The sequence below is a fragment of the Microseira sp. BLCC-F43 genome, from assembly GCF_041929235.1.
Classification (GTDB): Bacteria; Cyanobacteriota; Cyanobacteriia; order Cyanobacteriales; family Aerosakkonemataceae; genus Microseira.
In genome coordinates this window covers 44,301-64,989 of record NZ_JBHFNP010000228.1, presented here as the reverse complement: position 1 = coordinate 64,989, position 20,689 = coordinate 44,301, and the positions used below count along the sequence as shown (strand labels likewise).

25 protein-coding genes and 2 pseudogenes are annotated in these 20,689 nt (G+C 45.1%); 6 read left to right on the top strand and 21 right to left on the bottom strand.

Annotated features, from left to right (window positions below):
• Positions 1-141, bottom strand: a pseudogene (locus ACE1CM_RS30540) (photosystem II D2 protein (photosystem q(a) protein)); the annotation flags it as partial.
• A 96-nt stretch (positions 142-237) separates the two neighbouring features.
• Complete coding sequence (locus ACE1CM_RS30535; protein ID WP_374882610.1) at positions 238-420, bottom strand: hypothetical protein; 183 nt, start codon at positions 418-420, stop codon at positions 238-240.
• Positions 421-615: 195 nt separating this feature from the next.
• On the opposite strand from ACE1CM_RS30535, the gene ACE1CM_RS30530 reads away from it, so the two are divergent.
• From ACE1CM_RS30530 to ACE1CM_RS30520, 3 genes are all read left to right on the top strand, one after another.
• Positions 616-1,182, top strand: coding sequence for a photosystem I assembly protein Ycf4 (locus ACE1CM_RS30530; RefSeq protein ID WP_374882609.1), 567 nt, complete (start codon positions 616-618; stop codon positions 1,180-1,182).
• Positions 1,183-1,238: 56 nt separating this feature from the next.
• A complete protein-coding gene (locus ACE1CM_RS30525) occupies positions 1,239-1,997 on the top strand; it encodes a peptidylprolyl isomerase (protein WP_374882608.1) in 759 nt (252 codons plus the stop codon).
• A gap of 63 nt (positions 1,998-2,060) precedes the next feature.
• A complete protein-coding gene (locus ACE1CM_RS30520; protein WP_374882615.1) occupies positions 2,061-3,281 on the top strand; it encodes a beta-ketoacyl-ACP synthase in 1,221 nt (406 codons plus the stop codon).
• 167 nt (positions 3,282-3,448) lie between these two features.
• Here ACE1CM_RS30520 and ACE1CM_RS30515 read toward each other — a convergent pair whose 3' ends face one another.
• From ACE1CM_RS30515 to ACE1CM_RS30505, 3 genes are all read right to left on the bottom strand, one after another.
• Positions 3,449-4,225, bottom strand: coding sequence for a hypothetical protein (locus ACE1CM_RS30515; RefSeq protein ID WP_374882607.1), 777 nt, complete (start codon positions 4,223-4,225; stop codon positions 3,449-3,451).
• 13 nt (positions 4,226-4,238) lie between these two features.
• The gene (locus ACE1CM_RS30510) at positions 4,239-4,658 is read right to left on the bottom strand and encodes a hypothetical protein (RefSeq protein WP_374882605.1); all 420 of its coding nucleotides are present in this window, start codon (positions 4,656-4,658) and stop codon (positions 4,239-4,241) included.
• 176 nt (positions 4,659-4,834) lie between these two features.
• Positions 4,835-5,614: an MBL fold metallo-hydrolase gene (locus ACE1CM_RS30505; RefSeq protein WP_374882604.1), complete on the bottom strand. Its 780-nt coding sequence runs from the start codon at positions 5,612-5,614 to the stop codon at positions 4,835-4,837.
• A gap of 62 nt (positions 5,615-5,676) precedes the next feature.
• Here ACE1CM_RS30505 and ACE1CM_RS30500 point away from each other — a divergent pair, with 62 nt between their 5' ends.
• Complete coding sequence (locus ACE1CM_RS30500; RefSeq protein WP_374882603.1) at positions 5,677-6,261, top strand: DUF99 family protein; 585 nt, start codon at positions 5,677-5,679, stop codon at positions 6,259-6,261.
• Between the two features lie 70 nt (positions 6,262-6,331).
• On the opposite strand, the gene ACE1CM_RS30495 is transcribed toward ACE1CM_RS30500, so the two are convergent.
• The 7 genes from ACE1CM_RS30495 to ACE1CM_RS30465 all read right to left on the bottom strand — a co-directional run bounded on the left by ACE1CM_RS30495 (position 6,332) and on the right by ACE1CM_RS30465 (position 10,867).
• On the bottom strand, positions 6,332-6,931 hold the full coding sequence (locus ACE1CM_RS30495; RefSeq protein WP_374882602.1) for a hypothetical protein: 600 nt from the start codon (positions 6,929-6,931) through the stop codon (positions 6,332-6,334).
• Positions 6,932-7,093: 162 nt separating this feature from the next.
• Positions 7,094-8,512 (bottom strand): DUF3370 domain-containing protein, encoded by a 1,419-nt coding sequence (locus tag ACE1CM_RS30490; protein ID WP_374882601.1) that lies wholly within the window; start codon positions 8,510-8,512, stop codon positions 7,094-7,096.
• Between the two features lie 566 nt (positions 8,513-9,078).
• On the bottom strand, positions 9,079-9,279 hold the full coding sequence (locus tag ACE1CM_RS30485) for a hypothetical protein (protein ID WP_374882600.1): 201 nt from the start codon (positions 9,277-9,279) through the stop codon (positions 9,079-9,081).
• Positions 9,280-9,340: 61 nt separating this feature from the next.
• Complete coding sequence (locus ACE1CM_RS30480) at positions 9,341-9,592, bottom strand: UPF0175 family protein (RefSeq protein ID WP_374882599.1); 252 nt, start codon at positions 9,590-9,592, stop codon at positions 9,341-9,343.
• A gap of 166 nt (positions 9,593-9,758) precedes the next feature.
• Positions 9,759-10,106: a hypothetical protein gene (locus ACE1CM_RS30475; protein WP_374882598.1), complete on the bottom strand. Its 348-nt coding sequence runs from the start codon at positions 10,104-10,106 to the stop codon at positions 9,759-9,761.
• Positions 10,107-10,124: 18 nt separating this feature from the next.
• Positions 10,125-10,616 carry a hypothetical protein gene (locus tag ACE1CM_RS30470; RefSeq protein WP_374882597.1) on the bottom strand — a complete coding sequence of 164 codons (492 nt, stop codon included), beginning with the start codon at positions 10,614-10,616 and terminating at the stop codon, positions 10,125-10,127.
• A 107-nt stretch (positions 10,617-10,723) separates the two neighbouring features.
• Positions 10,724-10,867 carry a DsbA family protein gene (locus ACE1CM_RS30465; protein WP_374882596.1) on the bottom strand — a complete coding sequence of 48 codons (144 nt, stop codon included), beginning with the start codon at positions 10,865-10,867 and terminating at the stop codon, positions 10,724-10,726.
• A 26-nt stretch (positions 10,868-10,893) separates the two neighbouring features.
• Between ACE1CM_RS30465 and ACE1CM_RS30460 the strand changes: the two genes are divergently transcribed.
• Both ACE1CM_RS30460 and ACE1CM_RS30455 read left to right on the top strand, forming a co-directional pair.
• A complete protein-coding gene (locus ACE1CM_RS30460; protein WP_374882594.1) occupies positions 10,894-11,313 on the top strand; it encodes an element excision factor XisH family protein in 420 nt (139 codons plus the stop codon).
• Complete coding sequence (locus ACE1CM_RS30455) at positions 11,301-11,672, top strand: XisI protein (RefSeq protein ID WP_374882593.1); 372 nt, start codon at positions 11,301-11,303, stop codon at positions 11,670-11,672. Before ACE1CM_RS30460 ends, ACE1CM_RS30455 begins: the two co-directional genes overlap by 13 nt.
• Positions 11,673-11,868: 196 nt before the next feature.
• Here the strand turns inward: ACE1CM_RS30455 and ACE1CM_RS30450 are convergent.
• From ACE1CM_RS30450 to ACE1CM_RS30410, 9 genes and pseudogenes are all read right to left on the bottom strand, one after another.
• Positions 11,869-12,186 (bottom strand): annotated as a pseudogene (locus tag ACE1CM_RS30450) (DsbA family protein); the annotation flags it as partial.
• Complete coding sequence (locus ACE1CM_RS30445; protein WP_374882591.1) at positions 12,182-13,540, bottom strand: hypothetical protein; 1,359 nt, start codon at positions 13,538-13,540, stop codon at positions 12,182-12,184. The pseudogene ACE1CM_RS30450 and the gene ACE1CM_RS30445, both read right to left, overlap by 5 nt.
• Positions 13,541-14,026: 486 nt before the next feature.
• Positions 14,027-14,506, bottom strand: coding sequence for a hypothetical protein (locus tag ACE1CM_RS30440; protein ID WP_374882590.1), 480 nt, complete (start codon positions 14,504-14,506; stop codon positions 14,027-14,029).
• A gap of 118 nt (positions 14,507-14,624) precedes the next feature.
• A complete protein-coding gene (locus ACE1CM_RS30435; protein WP_374882589.1) occupies positions 14,625-15,548 on the bottom strand; it encodes a serine protease in 924 nt (307 codons plus the stop codon).
• 110 nt (positions 15,549-15,658) lie between these two features.
• The gene (locus ACE1CM_RS30430) at positions 15,659-16,453 is read right to left on the bottom strand and encodes a serine protease (RefSeq protein WP_374882587.1); all 795 of its coding nucleotides are present in this window, start codon (positions 16,451-16,453) and stop codon (positions 15,659-15,661) included.
• A gap of 261 nt (positions 16,454-16,714) precedes the next feature.
• Positions 16,715-17,305 carry a COP23 domain-containing protein gene (locus ACE1CM_RS30425; RefSeq protein WP_374882586.1) on the bottom strand — a complete coding sequence of 197 codons (591 nt, stop codon included), beginning with the start codon at positions 17,303-17,305 and terminating at the stop codon, positions 16,715-16,717.
• 397 nt (positions 17,306-17,702) lie between these two features.
• On the bottom strand, positions 17,703-17,939 hold the full coding sequence (locus ACE1CM_RS30420) for a hypothetical protein (protein WP_374882584.1): 237 nt from the start codon (positions 17,937-17,939) through the stop codon (positions 17,703-17,705).
• A complete protein-coding gene (locus tag ACE1CM_RS30415) occupies positions 17,929-18,750 on the bottom strand; it encodes a YhcG family protein (protein ID WP_374882583.1) in 822 nt (273 codons plus the stop codon). Before ACE1CM_RS30415 ends, ACE1CM_RS30420 begins: the two co-directional genes overlap by 11 nt.
• A gap of 360 nt (positions 18,751-19,110) precedes the next feature.
• On the bottom strand, positions 19,111-20,514 hold the full coding sequence (locus tag ACE1CM_RS30410) for a DEAD/DEAH box helicase (protein WP_374882582.1): 1,404 nt from the start codon (positions 20,512-20,514) through the stop codon (positions 19,111-19,113).
• Positions 20,515-20,689 lie beyond the last annotated feature (175 nt).

Sequence of the window (20,689 nt, the reverse complement as noted above, 5' to 3'; positions counted from 1 at the left end):
GCCGCCCAGTGCCAGGAAGGCGCAGGGGAATAGCAGGATGCCGGACCAGCCGACGAAAACGAAGCGATCGCGCTTTAACCAGTCGTCGAGGACGTCGAACCATCCGCGACTTGCTGGGGCGCGTCCGACTGCAATAGTCATTTCAAACCCTCTTGCTTTGTTAAATCTGCAAGCTTTCTCAGTAAGTTAACATAAATATATATTACCGAGTTACCAAAATTAGTAAAGTATTATCAATCAAGCTATCGGTGGCGGCATCTTGCCAAAGCTGGGTCTAGTTTTTGGTGTATCGTAATCTTCTAAGGTAACAGAACAACTGAGAGTTGTCACTGACCCCGGCCTAAAGGCACGGGGCTTGTCCGAACCAATTCGGGCGACGCAAGCAGCGACTACCGCACTGAGACACAGCTTGGTACACACTTCCGAATTCTTCCCTAGTTCGGACTATCTGTAAGCCTGATTGGTTCAGGCGTTGGGCGGGGCCAAGCCATCTTGGCTGTGTTGCGGGAAGGGACTTAAACGAGTTTGCTGGATCTCGGCTTATATGCACTTAAAATCCAGCACCAAAAACGTAAAGCCGTCCTATAAGGACGGGGTTTCAAACCGATTTTTCTGATGACCCCAAAAACAATTTCTAGCAGCGATCGCGTACTCCACCAACAGGTTTTAGGTTCTCGCCGCTTGAGCAACTACTTTTGGGCAACCGTTGTCTCCTTAGGCGCTACCGGCTTTGTACTCGCTGGACTTTCGAGTTACTTGCACAAAAATCTGTTACCGTTTGCCGATCCCACCCAACTGATTTTTTTCCCCCAAGGCTTGGTGATGGGGCTTTATGGCACCGCTGGCATACTATTGGCACTCTACCTCTGGATGATGATCTTTCTGGATGTGGGTGGCGGTTACAACGAATTCAACAAGGAAACCGGCTTTGTCAAAATCTTCCGCTGGGGCTTTCCAGGGAAAAATCGCACCATTGAAATCAGCAGTCGGACTGAAGATGTCCAATCTGTTCGCGTTGAAATCCAAGAAGGGTTAAATCCAAAACGCGCTCTCTATCTGCGGATCAAAGGTCGCAGAGACATTCCTCTGACGCGAGTCGGGCAACCCCTGTCTTTGTCAGAACTGGAAAATCAAGGCGCTGCATTAGCCCGCTTTTTGGGAGTACCTCTAGAAGGGCTTTAAAATGTCAATCTAAGTATGAGATGATGGGAAACTCGCACAAGAGAGTCAAACTCTAAATGCAGATCAAGTTAAGATACTGGTTCGTGTCTGTCATAGCCATCGGTGCATTGCTCATCGGGGGATGCACAACTCCACAGGCTACCTCGTCCCAAGCATCTCCAACCTCGCCAGCAAATGAAGCTACTGCTTTCGTTACCACTCAAGCAAGCAATCCTCAAATCGCTAATTTACCTCGGCTAGAAGGTAAGGCAACGGTAGTAATGACGGTCAAAGGATCGCCGATTACGATTGAAGTCGATGGCACTGATGCCCCGATCACAGCGGGTAATTTTGTCGATTTGGTTCAACGGGGCGTTTACGATGGATTGGTATTTCATCGTGTGGTCAGAGAACCGCAACCGTTTGTGGTTCAAGGTGGCGATCCCCAAGGGAAAGACCCGAATTTCCCCGTGGCAGAATTGGGAACTGGTAGTTTTATCGATTCCACAGGTCAACCTCGTTACATCCCCCTGGAAATTAAGCCCCAAGGGGCAGAAACTCCGGTTTACAGCAAAACCCTCAAAACCGCTGGCGTTTCTCAGCCGCCAATTTTGCAGCACAAGCGGGGCGCGGTGGCGATGGCGCGATCGCAATTCCCAGACTCGGCTTCCGCCCAATTTTACTTTGCTTTGGCAGATCTACAGTTCCTAGATGGGGACTATGCCGTGTTTGGCTACGTTACCCAAGGCATGGATGCGATCGATAAAATTCAGCAAGGCGATCGCATCGAATCAGCCAAAGTTACCTCTGGCGCAGATAATCTCAAAAAAAGCTAATGGCTAATGGCTAATAGCTAATGGCTGTTGAAAAATTAGCCATTAGCTATTAATAACTAGCTAATTACCGTGGAAGTTGTTGTTACTGGAATTGGTATGATTTCAGCTTTGGGTAGGTTGGACTCAAGCTGGAAAAACTTATTAGCATCTGGGTCTGCGATTAAATTGCATCAACCTTTTCCAGAATTAGAAGCACTTCCCCTGGCGTTAATTGACGAGAAACCAACAAATTTAAAAATCCTCGTCGATCTAGTAGTAAAAGATGCGCTGCAAGATGCTGGTTTAGTTCCACCTTTACCAGATTGTGGAGTAGCAATTGGGTCGAGTCGCAGTCAGCAGGCATCTTGGGAAAAGCTCGCCATAGCCTCATATTTACAGGATGCTCTGCATCCCCATTCTCGTTCCCAGGATGCAGAGCATCCCCATTCTCGTTCCCAGGCTGAGCCTGGGAACGATTCTAGCAAGGCTCTGCCTTGCCTGCTACAGGATTGGTTAGAAACGCTACCCAATATGGGAGCGATCGCCGCCGCCCGTCAAATTGGTTCCACAGCACCCGTATTAGCCCCGATGGCAGCTTGTGCCACCGGAATTTGGGCGATCGCTCAAGGTTTTGAACTCATCCGAACTGGGCAATGTCAGCGCGTTATTGCCGGTGCGGTAGAAGCACCGATTACACCCCTCACCCTAGCTGGATTTGAGCAAATGGGTGCATTAGCCAAAACTGGCTGCTATCCGTTTGATCGATATCGGGAAGGATTGGTATTGGGCGAAGGGGCGGCAGTATTCGTACTTGAATCCGCAGAATTAGCCAACCGACGCGGCGCATCTATCTATGGAGAGATTTTGGGATTTGGTTTAACGGCGGATGCCTATCATATCAGCGCGCCGGAACCAGGGGGGAGGAGTGCGATCGCCGCCGTCAAGCAATGCTTAGAACGCAGCCATCTTTCTCCTAGTGATATTGATTACATCCATAGCCACGGCACCAGCACCCAACTCAACGACCAAAACGAAGCCAATCTGATTCGCTATTTATTTCCCCAAGGCGTCCCAGTTAGTTCTACCAAAGGCTCTACAGGTCATACTTTAGGGGCATCTGGAGCCTTGGGAGTCGCTTTTTGTTTAATGGGATTGAAGTATCAAATCTTACCCCCTTGTGTAGGATTAAACGAACCAGAATTTGATTTAGATTTGGTAAGAGTACCGCGTCGAGGAAACATTAAACGGATACTTTGTTTGAGTTTTGGATTCGGAGGTCAAAATGCAGTAATAGCATTGGGCTAATCATATCAAATCCGGTTGCATCGGAATGATTAGCTTTCTTTGTAATTGGTAATTGGTAATTGGTAATTGGGAAAAAGCCCCTATAGGGAGTAATTCCGATGCAACGGTCAACGATATCATTGGTAAATTTATATCTTTTTTATTATTCCCATAGATTACTAACTGATTCAACGACGTGGAAACTGCTGGACTCTGACAATTTCAAAGGTTGAAAATACGGAACCATAAGAGCGAAGAGAATTATTAGCAACTGAAGAGCGACTGGTAATTCTGCTAATAGATTGCCTGGTGAGATTTAACACCTCAAAATATACTTCTCCAGCAGCAGAACAATCAAAAATAATTTCAAAAGGGGATGTAAACCCTTTGTATTCTCCGCCAAAGTCGGTATCTTTACAAGGATCTAGAGATAAAAGCTGATAGTCTTTTTGAGAATCTAATACCCCATAGCCAGTCCAAGCATCTAAACCGTTAGAAGAAACATCTACTCTAGCAATTAAGTACCGACTATCGGGAGAAAAAGCAACTGGATTAACGATATAAAAACCATTGAATCGCCGCTCAAATCCCAGGTCAGAGAGATTTTTTGTTAAAATAGTCTCACTTTCGATGACTAATTCACCAGCGGGGGTTTCTAGTTTATAGGGGTCGCATTTTATAGAACCGACACCGCCCCTACGACTGGTATTTTGACCAACTCTTCTGATAACTCCATTAAAATAAATAGAAGTTTTGCCATCTGGGGATCTGAGTCTTTGAGAGCGATAGTTAACTTCAGTAGAACCTCGGCATTCACCGTTCAATCTGCTGAGAGTTTCTATGCTGAAATTTTTGAACGACAATTCATCTTGCGCTAAAACTGCAACCGCAGAAAGAGCGCCTAAAATAGCAAAAATTGCTGCGTTCTTAAGCAGCGATCGCACCCCAATTAACCCTTTCCTCATTCCTTGCACCCATCTAGCGAATCGTCAATTTAAACGTATATGCGGGACTGCTTAACCTGTAAGGCTGTGCAATAATAACTCGATAGTCGCCCGTGGATGCAGCATTAAAATAAGCATTTTGCGGGTTTTCAAAAGATTTCCCATCAGGTTGTATAAAGGTGAAACCGGAAAGCCCTTGCTCTTCATTATCATCAACAGGCGTACCTTCCCAGACTACATCCATAATAATTTCTTGACCTTGGCGGGCGCGAAAAATATACGTATCTTTATTACCAGGCACCACCGTACCTTTAATAATTGTTGAGAAACGCCCTCGTTCAAACTGTACCCGCTGAGTCACCCCGGTAGCTGACTGCGCTGCAACTTTGACCAAGGAACTGGCAGCAAAGACTGTTAAACTGATGCCCAAATAAAGAAGCGATCGCCTTTTCATTCACTCCTCTGATCTTTGTATATCTTTTGTAGGGTGCGTTAGGCGCTAGCCGTAACGCACCTGATAATTTAGAACTCCACTCATTTGTAGCCGTAACGCACCTGATAATTTAGAACTCCACTCATTTGTAGGGTGCGTTAGGCGCTAGCCATAACGCACCTGATAATTTAGAACAATTAGGCAGCTAAAGCACGACGCTCTAATGGTAATTCAAACCGGGATCCTGGAGTTGGTTCAATCACCCGCGTTTTCAGGTGATTCTGTTCCAAGGTTGATTGAAATTCCGCCGCACTTCCCACAGCGCGAAGGATTTTGATCAGCAATCCCTCAAACTCCACATCTCCCCCAGCAGCAGTGGGTAACATCACTTGGGGTTGCAACCATTGTGCCACTTCCAAAGCACTCTTCGTTCCTTTAATAAAGGGTCCTACAATCGGCAGCACCAAGTCAATAATAGGTGTAACCACCACATCGACTGGTGCAAATTGTTTCAGCGATGGAGAATGATACCCGTGAGGTTCGTAATACAGAGTCAAACCGCTTTCCAATTCTTTGAGCAGATAACCATTTTCCAACACAGTCGGGCCAATAGGAGAGCCGGGAACAGCTTTAATTTCCAAACTTGGACTAAAGGTGAAACTCTCCCCGTGCGCCAGCGAGGTTATGCTGGTATAACCCAACTCCTGCACAACTTTTGCCGCATTAGGAGAACCCACGACGGGGATATTGCGGTCAAGTTGCTTCAGCGTCGGCGGGTGTGCGTGGTCTTCCAAACCTTGAGACAGCAGAATTAGGTCAATATTATCCGGGATGGGACGTTCTGTGCGTCGCGAACCTTTGAACAACCAGTCAATATTACCAAAAACTAACGGCCCCACCAGCCATGGGTCAAGCAGGATGCGTTTCCCGCCCATTTCAATCAGCCAGCTATTGCTGTCCAAGTAAGTCAGGTACATAGTGGTTATGAATATGATGCCTGCTTTTATTCTACGGAATTGTTACGATATGTTAACGGTTTATGAAACTCGCCGCACTGCTCAAACATCGTCGCACAATTCGCGTCATCGGCTTCGACGATGCGCCGTTTAAGCGCAAAAAAGGCAGCAAAGTCCATATTACAGGAATTGTTTGTGCGGGGACGAGGTTTGAGGGGATGGTGTGGGGAAAAATCCGTCAAGATGGTTGGAATGCGACGGATACAATTTGCCAATTGATGATCGGCAGTAAATTTTTGCCGCAATTACATTTAGTTTTGCTCGATGGTATTGGTTTTGGTGGGTTAAATATTATCGACTTACCAAAGCTTTCAGAAAGACTTGAATTACCCTGCGTTGCGGTTATGCGTCGTCCCCCTGCTTTAAAGGATATGGAAGAAGCGATGCGCCGTCTACCAAATCCGGAAAAGCGTTTAAAGCTGTTGCAAAGAGCGGGGGAAATACATGCCTTCCCACCGTTTTATTTTCAAGTCTGCGGTGAAAGTCCAGAGGTAATTGCAGAAGTGCTAAAAAAGCTGACCGACTGCGGGAATGTTCCCGAAGCGCTAAGGCTAGCACATTTAATTGGTGCGGCGGTAATGAAGGGGGAAAGCAGTAATTCAGCTTGATAAATTAACCGGGATCGAGAAACCAAGAAACCCGGTTTTTTAGAAAAACCGGGTTTCTTGGAGTAAGTTTCTAACCCTCTTGTACCATCCACACCAGGAATGCCAAAATTTGCTCAACTGGGGGAAGGGGGTAATCCCTCAAGTCAATTGTAACTGTCGTGCCTTCTAGCTTGAGAAAACGCCATTGAGTGCCGCTACTGATGCAGCCATAAATTGCAGCAATGGGTTGATTTTTTGCCTGATTAAATCGTTGTGCTGCCACCATTTCAGCAACGCACTGACCATACCCCATTTTTAGATCGGCTTTTTTCGCTTCTACGATTACCGCAACCGGAGATTGAATTGCAATGATTTGTGGAGAACGGCTAATCAAAAAATCAACAACCCCATTCAGTCCCACAGTTTCATCAACGTTAAAATCTTCCCCATAAAACACAGAAATTTGCTTATTGAGTCGGCGCCTGACTTCTACTAATACTGGGTAAATAATACCTTCAGAACGAGCTTTTTCACTCCCAGCAGCTACTAGAGGCAAGGTGTCTTCCAAGTATCCTGCCAAAATAGCAGAAGGGGAGATAGGAGCAACCTCTGGAAAAAATCGGTTTTCTATAATGCTGAGACTGAAAGCTTCAACCGCCTTACTAATCGTTGTGAATTCGCTGTAAGACATAGGCCGCCTCGGAATCAATCAACAATCCCTATTCAAATTATATCTGATTTGTTTATATCAGATCGCCATAAGTTTGTAGTAAGCACAAGAGTGCTTACTACAAGCGAGAAACTATTTGTAGCAATTTGTTAGATAAATGGTATAAACCTGTTTTCTAATACCCTATTGGCTATTGGTTCTAACTGTCAGCACTTGCGGCGGCGTTGAATCGGGTGGATAAATAAAATCTAACTGTACAGAACGGCGAGTTTGTGGTAAAATTACTATGGTTTCCAAGGGTTCTAAAACTTGTCCCGTGCGATGCCATAAATGTACGTAGCGAGTGTTTATCTGTCCCTTGTCGCTAGTGTAGCGCAACCGCACGCTTCCTCGAAAAAATGGGAAATCTAGCGATGGTTTTCGGAAGCGCAACCCGCCTTGACTTAATTTATCTTCTTTCACAGGCGTTTCCCAAGTTAAAGTAACAGTTTGAGGTTGATTTGTGGGGTTATAAAGCGGCAAACTGATGTTATATTCAACAGCATAATTCCCGTGAGCTTCGTAGGCTGTATCCGGATAGCGTACTAGCATGGGTGCAGTTTGAATTTGACTTGTACCTAAGCGCCCACCTCGCAGCGTATTAATGGCATAAGAAATGGCTTTTCCGGGTTGGGGAATTGTCAGATTGTTCGAGTTAGTAGAATCGCTTAATACTGCCTTCCAAACCGAACCTTGCGCCACCCCAGCAACGCGACCATAAATTAATTGTCCCCCAATTTGTTGGGGAGGGGTAGGAGTTTTATCGCGGGGGAGGGCTAAACTTGCGGTATTGAGTAAAGATATCCATTCTTCTAGTATAGGTGCGCGTTCGCTTCCATCGGTATTTTTCTTAGCAAATGCGGCTAAACTGGCTGCATAAACCTTACCATTACTTTGCAACCGCATCAAAGTAGACCGACCATTGAGATTTCTTTCTGCATTTTTAACAGGCATGGGATGATTTAATAACATCCGGTATTGACCCGGTGGGATAATTAAGCGGGAGGGAAACTCAGTTTGTCGCTTGTTTTGGAGGATGTCTAGAGATATGCGATCGCCAGGTCCAGCATAAACCGTATTATCTGGATTTTCCACATAATTTGGCAACACAATATAAGGTGCATCTTGTGTGAGAGAAGTCGCCGCTTGTAAAACTTCTACCGTTACAGATTGAGAACCGGGATTATGCAAAATAATTCCCAGATAAAACGTCTGCAAATCCTTAGGATTAATCGTTTGGTGGTGGGCGAATATATCAAAGCGTCCAGAAAAAGGAAAGTTGAGGTGCGCTTGAGGGACAGCTTTTCCAGTTGGGGGAAAAGTAGAGAGTAAAATTCCTTCTGTTTTCAACCATTCTGGACTGTTGCTGTTAAACATTGGTATCGTATCTAACTTGCCAGGTAAAGCGCGAACTTCCCCCTGTTGGACTATCATTTCAGGTGTGGGTCGATCTGGCGTTGTTGGTGAGTTGTTTTGGGCGGTTGCTAGTTTTAAAATGCCGGTAATTAAGCCCAGTGCGAGTAGTAATAGAAATAAGGTAAACGTTTGTTTTTTGCCGAACATACTTTGTGAGTTATGAATCTTGAGAAACCCGGTTTCTCTAAGAAACCGGGTTTTTGTATAAATAGTATAACACCAGATCGCCACTAAGTTTTAGGTTGATTAGTTAGTAGTATTGGAGCATCTAACTAACAGTATTTCATCAGATAATTGAGTTATTTGCAACAATCAACAAAATTACTTACTGTTATTACAATGAATAAGTATGAGGCAAATGAACAATTTTGTCTTAACATTCATTTTCAAAAGCTGGTTGAGCAATGAATACTAATTCATCAATATTTTACCCCATACTCAGCTTGTAATTGAAAATAAAATCCCAGGAATATGACGATTTTGGGCAATGTGTTCGTTCAAGTGAACAAGCATAGAGGTGCGGTTATTGGTAACTAAGACAAAATCTTGTTGTTCACACCATAAGAGGATTTCTGGATCTAAAGTTTTCTTGAGTGGGGTGTGTGGTTCTCCAACTACTCACACGACTAAATCGGGATTGCGGCGAAGAATTTGTATTTTATAGTTGGGGTCTACATTTTCATCAAGCAGATAGTTTAACTGTTAGTTGTTTGTCAACCCAAAGCCAGCACCTCAGCTTCACCTTGTCCTAAATCAATTACGGCAGGAATAAGTGTTGCTGAAGCAACGGGACGAATTTGAATCCATTCAATCGAGTTGATTTCTGGAACATCCACTCCTTGAAGCTTACCAACTTCTAGTTCTTGTGGCACAGCCGGGGGGACAATAATTGTGCCGTACAATTGTTGGAGCAATTGCAGGTGTCCGACTTAGTGAAGATAGAGCAATGGCGAAGTGTTAACGATGACTGTTGTTTCAGGCATTATTCACATCTCGCTCTAATTCTTCAGTAGTTAAGGAAAAGGGAGATACCTGATATTGTCCAAGTAAAAGAAGGAATTGGACTCGCGACATACCGGCTAATTGAGCAGCACGTCCTGATGATAATTTACCGAGTTCAAATAGTTTTACGGCTGCTAATATTTGTAGTTCTCTGGCAATTGTTTCGGGGGTTTCTTTGAGGCTGATTAATACTTCTTCCGGAATTTCGAGTTGAACTGTACTCATGTTTGGTACTTGATTGGGAGATATTTACGATTTTAGCTTAAGCGATCGCATCTAAAATACGTCGTGGGTAGTGGGTAGCGATCGCGCAAGCAAAAGAAACCCGGTTTTTCTAAAAAACCGGGTTTCTGGCATGGTGGAGTAAAGGATGCCGATCGTTTTTTTCCGCTTATATAACAGCCATTAACTCCTTCGGATCGGAGACTTCTCTTTGGAGGCGATCGCTAAAATACCAAACTTCATAGTTTGAGGGAAGTTCTTCACGTATTTGCAACCATAAACTTATGCCTTCTTGTTCAAAAGCTTCTTCTTTTTGCGGACTCTCGAAACCTGATGAGGCTGGATCGTCCTGATTCAAAATTGCATTGTAACTAGCCGCCCACTGTTCTAAACGCCCGATAGTTTCTTGAGACAGTGGCAATGTTTTCGGATCGATGTCTCCAATACGATCGGGATCTAGTCCCCATAAAGGATGGGAAAAGTAATCTGTCATCAGCTTGATTTTAATTTTTTTCATTGTTTTTTATCTCCTCTTTTAAACAGAACGAGGATTAGCACAGACAATATAACCATTGCTGCCTACTGTTACAGCAATTCTCTGAATTATACCTTTAAATTGTATCTCATAAATCGGTCTGTTAGGGGATTGATAGCCTACGATAGTTCCTTGGCTGACAGCAGCGACTACCGCATTAGGAATTTCTGCTTCAACAATTCCTTTTTCGGCAAACTGATTTTTATGGTTGTTCAAAATATGTTGTAAACCCGATCTGGAATCGCCAGTTTCTAAGAAAACAATTTTCCCGTCGGGGAGTTTGGCGATTTGCAGGATTTTCTCTGGTGTATGCTTAATTCCAGCTTGTTTGAGTGAGGCAATCAAGGCGGCTTTTTCGTCTTGAGGTTCAAGAGAATTGGAGATTTCATCGGATGAATTAGTCAATAGCCATGACCTCAGTCCAGGAGAATGTCTGAGGTTAATGGTAGCAGAGTCAGAAGCGATTCCAACATATGCGCTGCGCGATCGCATCTCAAATACGTCGTGGGTAGGCGGTAGCGAGGGCGCGACGCCAAAGAAACCCGGTTTTTCTAAAAAACCGGGTTTCTGTCACCAAGAAATCGGGGATTTAGCAAAGATTACTTCACGCGGTTCAATATTTCCTCGATATCTGATAGTTGAACAGCACCGGAAAATATTTCGCCATTCATCACAAAGAAGGGTGTGCCGGAAATTAAGAGTTTTTCAGCTAGCTGGTCGCGTTTGAGCTTTGCTACAATCAAAGCCGGGTAGTAAAAAAGGAGTAAAAGTGTCAGCGAAAGACTTGTATCATCAAACTGTGAAACAGGCACTTGTGAAAGCTGGCTGGACAATTACTCACGACCCATTGCCATTAAAATGGGCAAAGCGAAATTTATCTGTCGATCTGGGTGCAGAACGGTTAATTGCTGCTGAGCAAAATCACCGGAAGATAGCAGTTGAAGTTAAAAGTTTTCTCAGTGAATCTAGAATTGCAGATTTAGAGCAGGCTTTGGGTCAATACATTCTATATAACGATATTTTACAACGAAACGAACCAGAAAGAGAGCTATATTTAGCAATTCCTATTATTGCTTTTGAGAATCTATTTGAAGGAGAGAGGTTTGGGGATATTTTGTTGGAGAATAAGCGGCTTAAACTAATAATTTTTAATCCCGAAGCGGAGGATATTGTTCAATGGATAACGTAGAATTTTATCGCCAGGTTGTTAAGCAAATGCTGAATGAATATGCTGCTTTTTTTGATTTTGGCGGTGAGGTACAAAGTCAAACAATTTTCGATTTAGAGCAGGAGCGCTACATGCTAATTTCTATAGGGTGGATGGAGGGAAAAAGAGTTCACGATTGCATCATGCACGTTGATATTATTGACTCTCAGGTATGGATTCAAGAAAATAATACCGATCGCCTAATTGCCGAGGAATTAGTAGCAGCAGGAATTCCTCCAAAGTCAATTGTTTTAGGACTTCAGCCGCCGGAATTAAGAGCCTATACCGACTATGGCGTACCTAATTTGCCACCATCTCAAGTATCTTTGAAAGTTGGTTAAATTTGAGGGGGTAAGCGATCGCATGGGTATCTAATTGCTGGAAGAGAGAGGAGGCGATCGCATCTCAAATACGTCGTGGGTAGGCGGTAGCGATCGCGTAGCGTGTGCGTTAGCACGTATCGCTTGCGGCAAAAGAAACCCGGTTTTTTAGAAAAACCGGGTTTCTGGGACAAAGAAGTCGGGGATTTAGCTCTTATTACTTCACGCGGTTCAATATTTCCTCGATATCTGATAGTTGAACAGCACCGGAAAATATTTCGCCATTCATCACAAAGAAGGGTGTGCCGGAAATTCCCAGGTTTTCAGCTAGCTGGATATCGGGTGCGATCGCATTGTTGGTGAGAGTGCGATCGCGCTCAAATTTCTCCATGTCCAGATTCAGGTTTTGGGCAATTTCCAGATACAACGCCTCACCTAATTTATCTTGCTGGGAAAATAGGGCGTCGTGGTATTCCCAGAACTTGCCCTGTTGACCAGCAGCCCAAGCAGCTTTTGCAGCAGACATGGCTTCAGGAATTGCTGGGTTGTCCAACATTACCGTTTGCATCTAACACGCGAATTTGCATCGATGCAGGGCCATTAAAAGTTGTGGGTAATAGACGAGCATAAACTCGTTCGTTAATCTGGCTCCAAATGCCGCGAGGATATCTAGAATCTGACGGATCGCTAGGTGCATTACCAGCGAAAACCATTTCGTTTTGTAGCTGGTCGAAGTTATCCCGATATTGTTGTAAAGATGCACGAGCTTGTTGGTAAGTATTGAGGATTTGACCAACTTCACCGGGTAGCTTACCTATCACGCTATCGAAAGAGGGAACACCCGGAATTGTGTTAGAAATTTGTCTCCATTTAACCTGTAAATCTTCCCAGAAACTCCGAGACAACTGCTGACGGAACTCTGGCAGAATTTTGTCTACAATTGCCCGACTTGTCGGTGACATATCCTCATATTTCACGCCTAGTTGAATGTCCCAAGAAAGCACTTGGGCCGCATGATGAGGAATGCCAGCAGCAATGTGTCGTGAGTTGAGCGCAATTAGGGGTGCAGCTTGTTTGCCTTTAATCGGAGCTAGAGGATAAGCACCTTCTCTTTGAGGGCCATAGCTTCGAGGTTTGAAACAAAACACTTGTCCTGGTATTTCGTAATCTCCCGGAGGTAACAGAAGATCCGGGCTACCATTCGACTCGCGCAACGCTTGAGAGAATACTTGGAGATTGGCTGGAGAAGGTCTGAATTCACCACCAGGAGGAGCAGAAACTGTGGGGTAAATATCTTTGAAACTGGTAGAAAATGGACGCTCATTTTCGATAAAGCCACCCAGTTGTCCGACAACTTGGGTCAAAACAGCATCTTTGATAATGCCTGTTCCACCAGGAAGACCAGGAATATTAGGAATACCTGGTATCCTAAACTGAGCAATGCGGTTTTCTTGAGAGTTACTGCTTTCTTTCTGTCTGAGATGCTTGGCGTAAGTTTCAAATTCACTCTCTAAGCTTTGGGCTATCAATTCTGGCTTAAAGTTGTCAGCCCTGAGTCTAGGATCTGGAGTCCAGGTGAAAGACTGCCTACCAGGATGTTGCGGTTTACCTGTTATTGCACCATAGTTAAACACCTGTTTTTTTATTTCTTCTACCACAGCATCCGCCGTAGCTGCTGGATTACGCAATAATTTTTCGCAAGATATAGGATTTTCTATACACCAAGCGGTAGTCCAATAAACTGTTCCAACAATTGCTGCAATTGCGCCAGTCAATGTCGCAGCAACAGATAATGCTCCAAGCCTACTACTAATGGTGGCAGCAGATCTTTGTAAATTACTAACAATTGCTGAACCTCCTGTTCTTAATACTTGTGTAGTTCTTACCAATGTTTCACTTGAAGATGCTGGAACTCGCAATTGAGTTAACTTTTCAATAATTGGTCTTGCATTCCTACTCAAAAATCTAGACGTTCTTACTCCGATTGCTTTTAAATCTCTCAGAAATGTGCCGCGTGTTTGTCGGATTACTTTGCTGATATTTTCAGAAGGAGGTTTATATTTAACTTGATTGGGAGGTCGAGTTTCAAACTTATCATTTGTTAACGGAGACTTATTCCAATAATTACTGGGATTGTCAAAATCCGGTGTTTGTGGGTAAAATTGTTTTGCATTATTTTAATCAAGAGAAACAGTAGATGTTATTCTTGCCATCACAAAGTAAACAGATACTTCGTTACTCTTGTCCCTGATTTCAACCCAAGTTACTTGACCATCCCTGCTTTATAATGTCTCTATAGAGATGTCATCATATTCTAAAATGGCTGCTTCATTTCTGGGTATATGCTCTTCATTATTGTTGAGATAATGCTGAATTTAACCACAATTTTCATGACAAATATATCTGGAATATTTGTCACCATCTTGTAGAATTTTTAACATGTACATGTATAAAATATTCTCTTCAGATGGTGACTCGTAAAGGCTGTAAAGCCAAATACCAGATAAAGAGTTATTATCAGTTTGGAGTTGGGGCTGAATAGGTTGATTCGGATTGGGTGTATCAAGTTGAGGACTTGTAGGATTCGGCGGCGCAAAAATATCGACATTCGGTGCAGGAGGACTCCCCCCATCATTGCGAAAAATATCGACACCTTGAGCAACGATCGCTTCCTTTTCTCCCCTTCCCAAAACCTCAGCAGCATTGACTCGACTGCTATCACCCAAATAGCAGACAGTTGAGTTAAAACCAAGCACACCGCAGAGGGAAACAGCAAGAATTCGATGCAATAACGAACCAGCCGTAATCGAGAAAAAACTAATCAGTCCGATCGCCCAAAATCTCATCCGATGCATAAGCCGCCTCACAACACAATAACAAAAGAATAAAAGAGCGATCGCTTCCTCATTCTCCCCCCTTTGTTTAAGGGGGGCAGGGGGGGATCAAAAGCGATCGCACCCCAAAACCAACCACCTAAAAAGGCAAAATATTGCGAACCCTTTGAATCGTGTCAGTCACCCGCCGAACCGTATTCAAAACATCATTAATATTGTCAATCGTGTCCCGTTTATCTGGCGCAGCACTTGCCACATAAGGCGCACCCAACTCCGGTGCAGGCGAATTCTCTACCTGCAACGCCAAATACAAACCCGATTGGGCTGCACCTTGCAGAAAAGTATTAATCGGAATCGCATAATTAAACCCAGGCTTAATTAAACCCGCAATACTATTAGCCGCTTCCCGGCTAAATCCTTCTGCTTGTAATCGCCGAGGATCTTCAGTATCGCCTAACCCGTGAATGCCAATCACACGCCCGCCTGCATCTAAAACCGGCCCCCCACTCATCCCCGCTAAAGTAGTATTGGTGTAAATTATTTTGTACCCCTGTAAAGCTTGAGGTAAAAACCCAGAAATCCGCCCATCGGTAAATTGACGAATTAGTTGCCCGCCTGCTGCATTTCCTACTGTCGTTAAACGAGGCCATCCAGACACAAAAACCGGCTTTCCTTCAGTTAAAGTGTCGGAATTTGCTAGCTTTGCGACTTGGTAATTTTTATCGCTGGTAAACTCCACAACGGCTAAATCAACCCCAGCCAATCGCTTCACTTTACTGAAATCGAGTTGATACGCTTGTTTGTCGGCGGTGACGATTTTGTAATCATCTTCTTCCCCCACCACATGCTCTGCCGTCAGCACATAATAAGTATTGCCATTTTTGGAAACAATTACCCCCGAACCATGTCCTTCTTTACCTTTAATTAAAACCGTAACCTCGCGGGCAATATTGTTAATTTGCTCCCCACTTAAAGCAACTGCCGCCGTAGGTTGCATCACAACGATCGCACTAACAATCCCAGTACCAGCCAATACAGCCGGAAGCCCATCATAAAATCTCATAATTCCATCTCCTTTTTCATCTTCAGCCTGGGTCGGCAGGCTTTGTTGGTGTAGCCGCGAGTTTACTCGTTCTCGGTCGGTATCTCGTTTATTTTCTCATTCAGTGTCTTTTACCAAAGCAACGTCGGCAGCGGCAAACGAGGCAATTTCGGCTCTAAAATAACCGGATGGGGAGCAACCACCATTCGCCCACTCAATTGCAAAAAAGTCCCCACCGGCACCGCCCAACTCAGTTGCATCATTTGCTGCTGCATCGCCGCCGAAGGCACAGAACCATCCTTAAATACATAAGGATTTCCCCACAGCGGATAAGCGTGCATCGCATTAATTCCCACCACCTCGCCCCACCGATTTAATACCGGCCCCCCACTCATGCCTTTTTGGATATCATTCGTATAGCCAATCTGATATCCTCCCTCTAGAGCGCGATCGAGCAACAAGGAAATTTGCCCCGTCGTGAAGGAAAATCCGGTTGTTTCCACCGGAAACCCAGCGGCAAACACTTCATCCCCCACCGCAAGAGTTGAATCAGCCCCTAACGAAGCCAATCGGTAAGTAGCACCACTGCGAAACTGCAATAACCCCAAATCGTTACCTGGAAACTTATCTGCCCCCAATACCGCTGCTGGGTAGATGCGCCCATCGGGAGTTTGAATGCGATAGGATTTTCCCCCACCCGGAGTCAGCACGTGGTCGTTAGTCAGGACGGTGTAAACTTGTCCTTGCCTGCGAATCAGAATCCCCGACCCCCAAGTATCCCCTGAAAGCACTTTGACGGTAATAGCTTTGGCTAGCTGTTGGAGAGATGCGACATCTCGCCTGTGGGTACTTGCTGGGGCAGAAATATTTACAGGTAATGCCTGTAGTGGCAGCATCAGGCAACTGCCAATACAGGTGATAAGCATGAGGAAACGCCAATCCATGTAGGCTTAATGGGAGATTAGTGAGATACTTAACTTTTTTCTCTTCCCGCCACCCCGCCCGGAAACCAATTTTCCAGGCGAATAGCGAAAGTCCGTTGAAACTGACTGGGATAATTTCAACCCGTTTTAACGGGTTTTAGCTTTCAGCCGGAAATTTATTTCCAGGCTGTTCTCGCTGTTCTCGCTGAGAAAGCGAGGCTAAGAAACCCGGTTTTTCCAAAAAACCGGGTTTCTGGCGCACCCCTACCAAGCCGAACCGCCACTAGGTTGAGAACTTGGCTGACTCACCGCAGGTGCAGCACTCGGCTGCGGACTGCCAGCAGATGCACTCCCATCAACCGGGGCGTTGTTGAGAAAATCGCTGACGTTAATGGAACTGCTGCGTCTGGTGCTTTCAAACAATGGCCCCGATGCACCGCTACGAACTTGATGCAGCCTTTGAATCACGCGGGCAGCGCTTTCGCGGGGTTTGAGGGTAAACAAGACGTTACTGTTATTGCAAGCACCACCTGCTGCACCCGTGGCGCAGACAACTTGTTGACCGTTTACTACCCCGGCGGTGATAAAGTTCAAAGCACCTTGGTTGTAGAAACTTTGGAATCTTGCCGAAACGTCTTCGCAGCGCGTTTGAGGGTCAAAACCCGCACGGCTGAAGTGTTCGGAAACCCAAACAATCACGGGAACGTTACCCCGTGGTGTTTGCGCGATGGTAGCAGGTTTACCGCCGCTGACACCACAGACGAAGGTGGTGCTTTGCGCTTGACTTTGTTGCGTTCCTATGGTACAGCTACCCAGGGCAGCCAGTGCCACTAAGCCTAAAAATCGTAATTTCATTTCCTCAAATTCCTTGCTATTTAAGTCCGTTCGTCCTTGGGTATCAGAATTCCCAAAATCCGAGCATTTCTAACACAACTTTCACTGCACACCCTGGGATAAAAAATCTTGCTATTGCAAATCGCAGGCGAACAAATCCGCCATTTCAATCACTAGAAATGCCTGGTTGAAGAGAAATCAGTTTATTTCCCCTTGCTAAAAATAAAACAAATCATAGCATTGGCGATCCGGTACAGGCAATGCAACTTTGCAAATTTATACGGTGTAACAAAATGTATCGACGTTGCAGGGGAAAAGCAGTAGGGTGCGTTAGCGACAGCGTAACGCACCTTTTACAAAGTTTTTGGTGTCCTGCGCTACCTTAACGCATCCTACAAAAGATGAAAAAAATTTAAAATCAATCGTCAGTTTCTACTTCTATTTCCCAAGCGGCGGTATTTAATTCTAGTTCCAACTCTTCAATCGTAGGTAAACTGCCTTGTAATTGTTCCGGCAATACTGCTTGAAGCTGATAAGTTGAAATACCAATCGGTTTGTTTATATCCCGCCGGGCATACTCGACGATAGTTTTATATTTATTAAAAAATAATAATGCGAATCGTCGGTTGATATCCCGAACCGCGTCAAAGGTCATCTATTGCGGAAACATAGAAATTCATCTGGCCTGAAAACTCTGGTTCAAACTCTACTGTTTTCAGGTCAATTACTACAAAACAATGAAGGCGAAAGTGATAAAACAGCAAATCAATGCGGTATTGTTTCCCGCTCACTTCAATCGGATACTGGCTGCCAACAAAAGCAAATCCTACTCCCAATTCCAGTAAAAAATCTCGGATGCGAGCGACTAAAGCATTTTCTATATCTCTTTCCTGTGCCTCTTTCCCTAAACTGAGAAAATCAAAATTGTATGGGTCTTTTAAAATCTGCTGTGCTAAGTCCGATTGCGGCTCTTGAAGGGTTTGACTAAAGTTAGTTGTTGCTGTTCCTTGCCGATGATATAACTTACTTTCAATCTGATGGGTAAGGATGCTGCGACTCCAGCCATACTGAATCGTTTGTTGGATATACCAAAGGCGTTCTGTTGGGTCTTTAACTTTGTCCAGCAGGGTACAATTATGAAACCAGGGAATTTGTGCAGCAAGCTGCTGCACAAATTGCTCATCAGGGTATGCCTCCGCAAATGCCCGCATATATTTAAGGTTGCGTGGAGAAAATCCTTTCATCTCTGGGAAGGATTTCTGCAAGTCTTTTGCCAACCGATTAATGACTTTGGCTCCCCATCCTTGCTGTTGCTGACGAGTGAGAATTTCCCGTCCAATTTGCCAGTAAAGCAAGACAAGTTCGCGGTTGACTGCAACTGCTGCTCGTATTTTAGCGTTTTGGATACGCTCTTTAAGATCGCGTAGAAATTGGTCGTAGTTTTCTAATGATAGGTCACTTTCCATAGTTATATTTTAGAACTGATATTGCCAGGTTTCCTTGGGTAATTGCTTTGAATTCCCCAAAGAAACCGGGTTTCTATGAAGGCTGCTCGTGTCGCCCACCCCACACAACCCCAAAAATCTTCAGGACTTACGCAGCAACTCCAGATCTGGTGGAGATGGTGCGTTACACTGCGTTAACGCACCCTACATACTGTGAAGGCTGCTCGTGTCGCCCACCCCACAAAACCAAAAAGATCTTGTGGGGTGGGCATCTTGCCCGCCCGACATATTTTGGCAACATGTCTAATAAAAAATGGGGAGATAACCTTTCTTTATCTCCCCCTCTTTCTAATGATTTCTCACAACAATTGGCAGCTTTTATTACTTGCCAAGTTCAACTTTGGGTGCAACAGTCCGCGCCCGTTTGATAATTGGTTTGGGCTTGGAATTCGCCACTTCTTCTTCTGGCATGTAATCTTCTGACCGCATCCAGGCGGGACGGGTTTGATCGTAAGCCATTTGCAATGCAGCAGCTGCGATCGCATGTACTTCATACTCCTCTGCTAATTGAGCCACTAGCGGTAGGAAAGAAGCCATGCGTTCCCCAACTAAAGCTTCCCGCACTTGTTGTTGCAGTTTCTCTAATTGGCGCGCTTCAATTTGCGATCGCGTCGGAATCGACCGCACGATCAAGTTTTGCCGCACGTGGCGTTCAATTAACCGCAACTTGCGCCGATCGAATGGTTCAATGATCGAAATTGCGGTTCCTGTGCGTCCGGCGCGTCCTGTCCGTCCGATGCGGTGGACGTAGTTTTCGACGCTATCGGGTAAATCGTAGTTAATCACGTGGCTGAGATGATCCACATCCAATCCGCGCGCGGCGATATCGGTAGCAACTATCATCCGTACTTGCTTGTTGCGGAACCTCATTAACAAACGTTCCCGCGCTTGTTGGTTGAGGTCGCCGTGGTATTCATCTACACCCCAGCCAGCTGCTTGCAATTGGTTGGTCAGTTCGGCGGCGGCGCGGCGCGTGCGGACGAAAATAATTGCCGATTCCGGGTCTTCCAGTTCTAAAATAGGCTGCAAGGCACGGGCTTTCGTCCAGCCACGGGGAATTGTATAAGCGACTTGGTTGATTTGTTTGGGTGCAGCTTTCGGCTGTTCTACCGAGACGGTAACGGGCGAGCGCAAGAATTTCGCCACTAATTCCCGAATCACTGGCGGCATTGTCGCCGAGAAAAACGCCGTTTGCCGTTCGCTGGGAACTTGCTTGAGGATTTTTTCTACATCGTCGATAAAGCCCATGCTCAGCATTTCATCGGCTTCATCTAATACCAACCAGCTGACTGTGTTTAGTTTCAGTTCGCCCCGTTCCATCAAGTCGATGATTCGTCCCGGCGTTCCCACGACGATGTGGACCCCTTGTTTGAGGCGACGGGTTTGGCGCTCGATTGCTTGACCGCCGTATACTGGCAAAATCCACATCTGACGATCGATATTAAAATCGCGAATCGCCTGACAAACTTGCACCGCTAATTCGCGGGTTGGTGTTAGAATCAAGGCTTGGACTTCAGTCCGACTTACATCAATCCGTTCCAAAATCGGCAACGAAAACGCTGCCGTTTTCCCTGTTCCTGTTTGCGACTGACCGACCACATCCCGACCTGCTAGCAATTGAGGGATTGCTTGCGATTGGATTTGTGTGGGCGTTGTCAGTCCATTTTTTTCGAGATGCTCAGCACGTGCTTCCGAGATCCCTAAGTTTCTGAAGGTTAGAGTCATTGAATCCTTTTTAGTTCTAAGTTGTCAGTTGTAAGTTGTTACGGTATGGGTTTTACCAATTGTCTAAGCAATTATCGACAATTTATATAAACCCGCCCCGGTCAGTTGTCATTCAGTGATGGGCGAACAGCAATCGGCGATTAAGCGATCGCCAATTACCGATTACCCATTACCA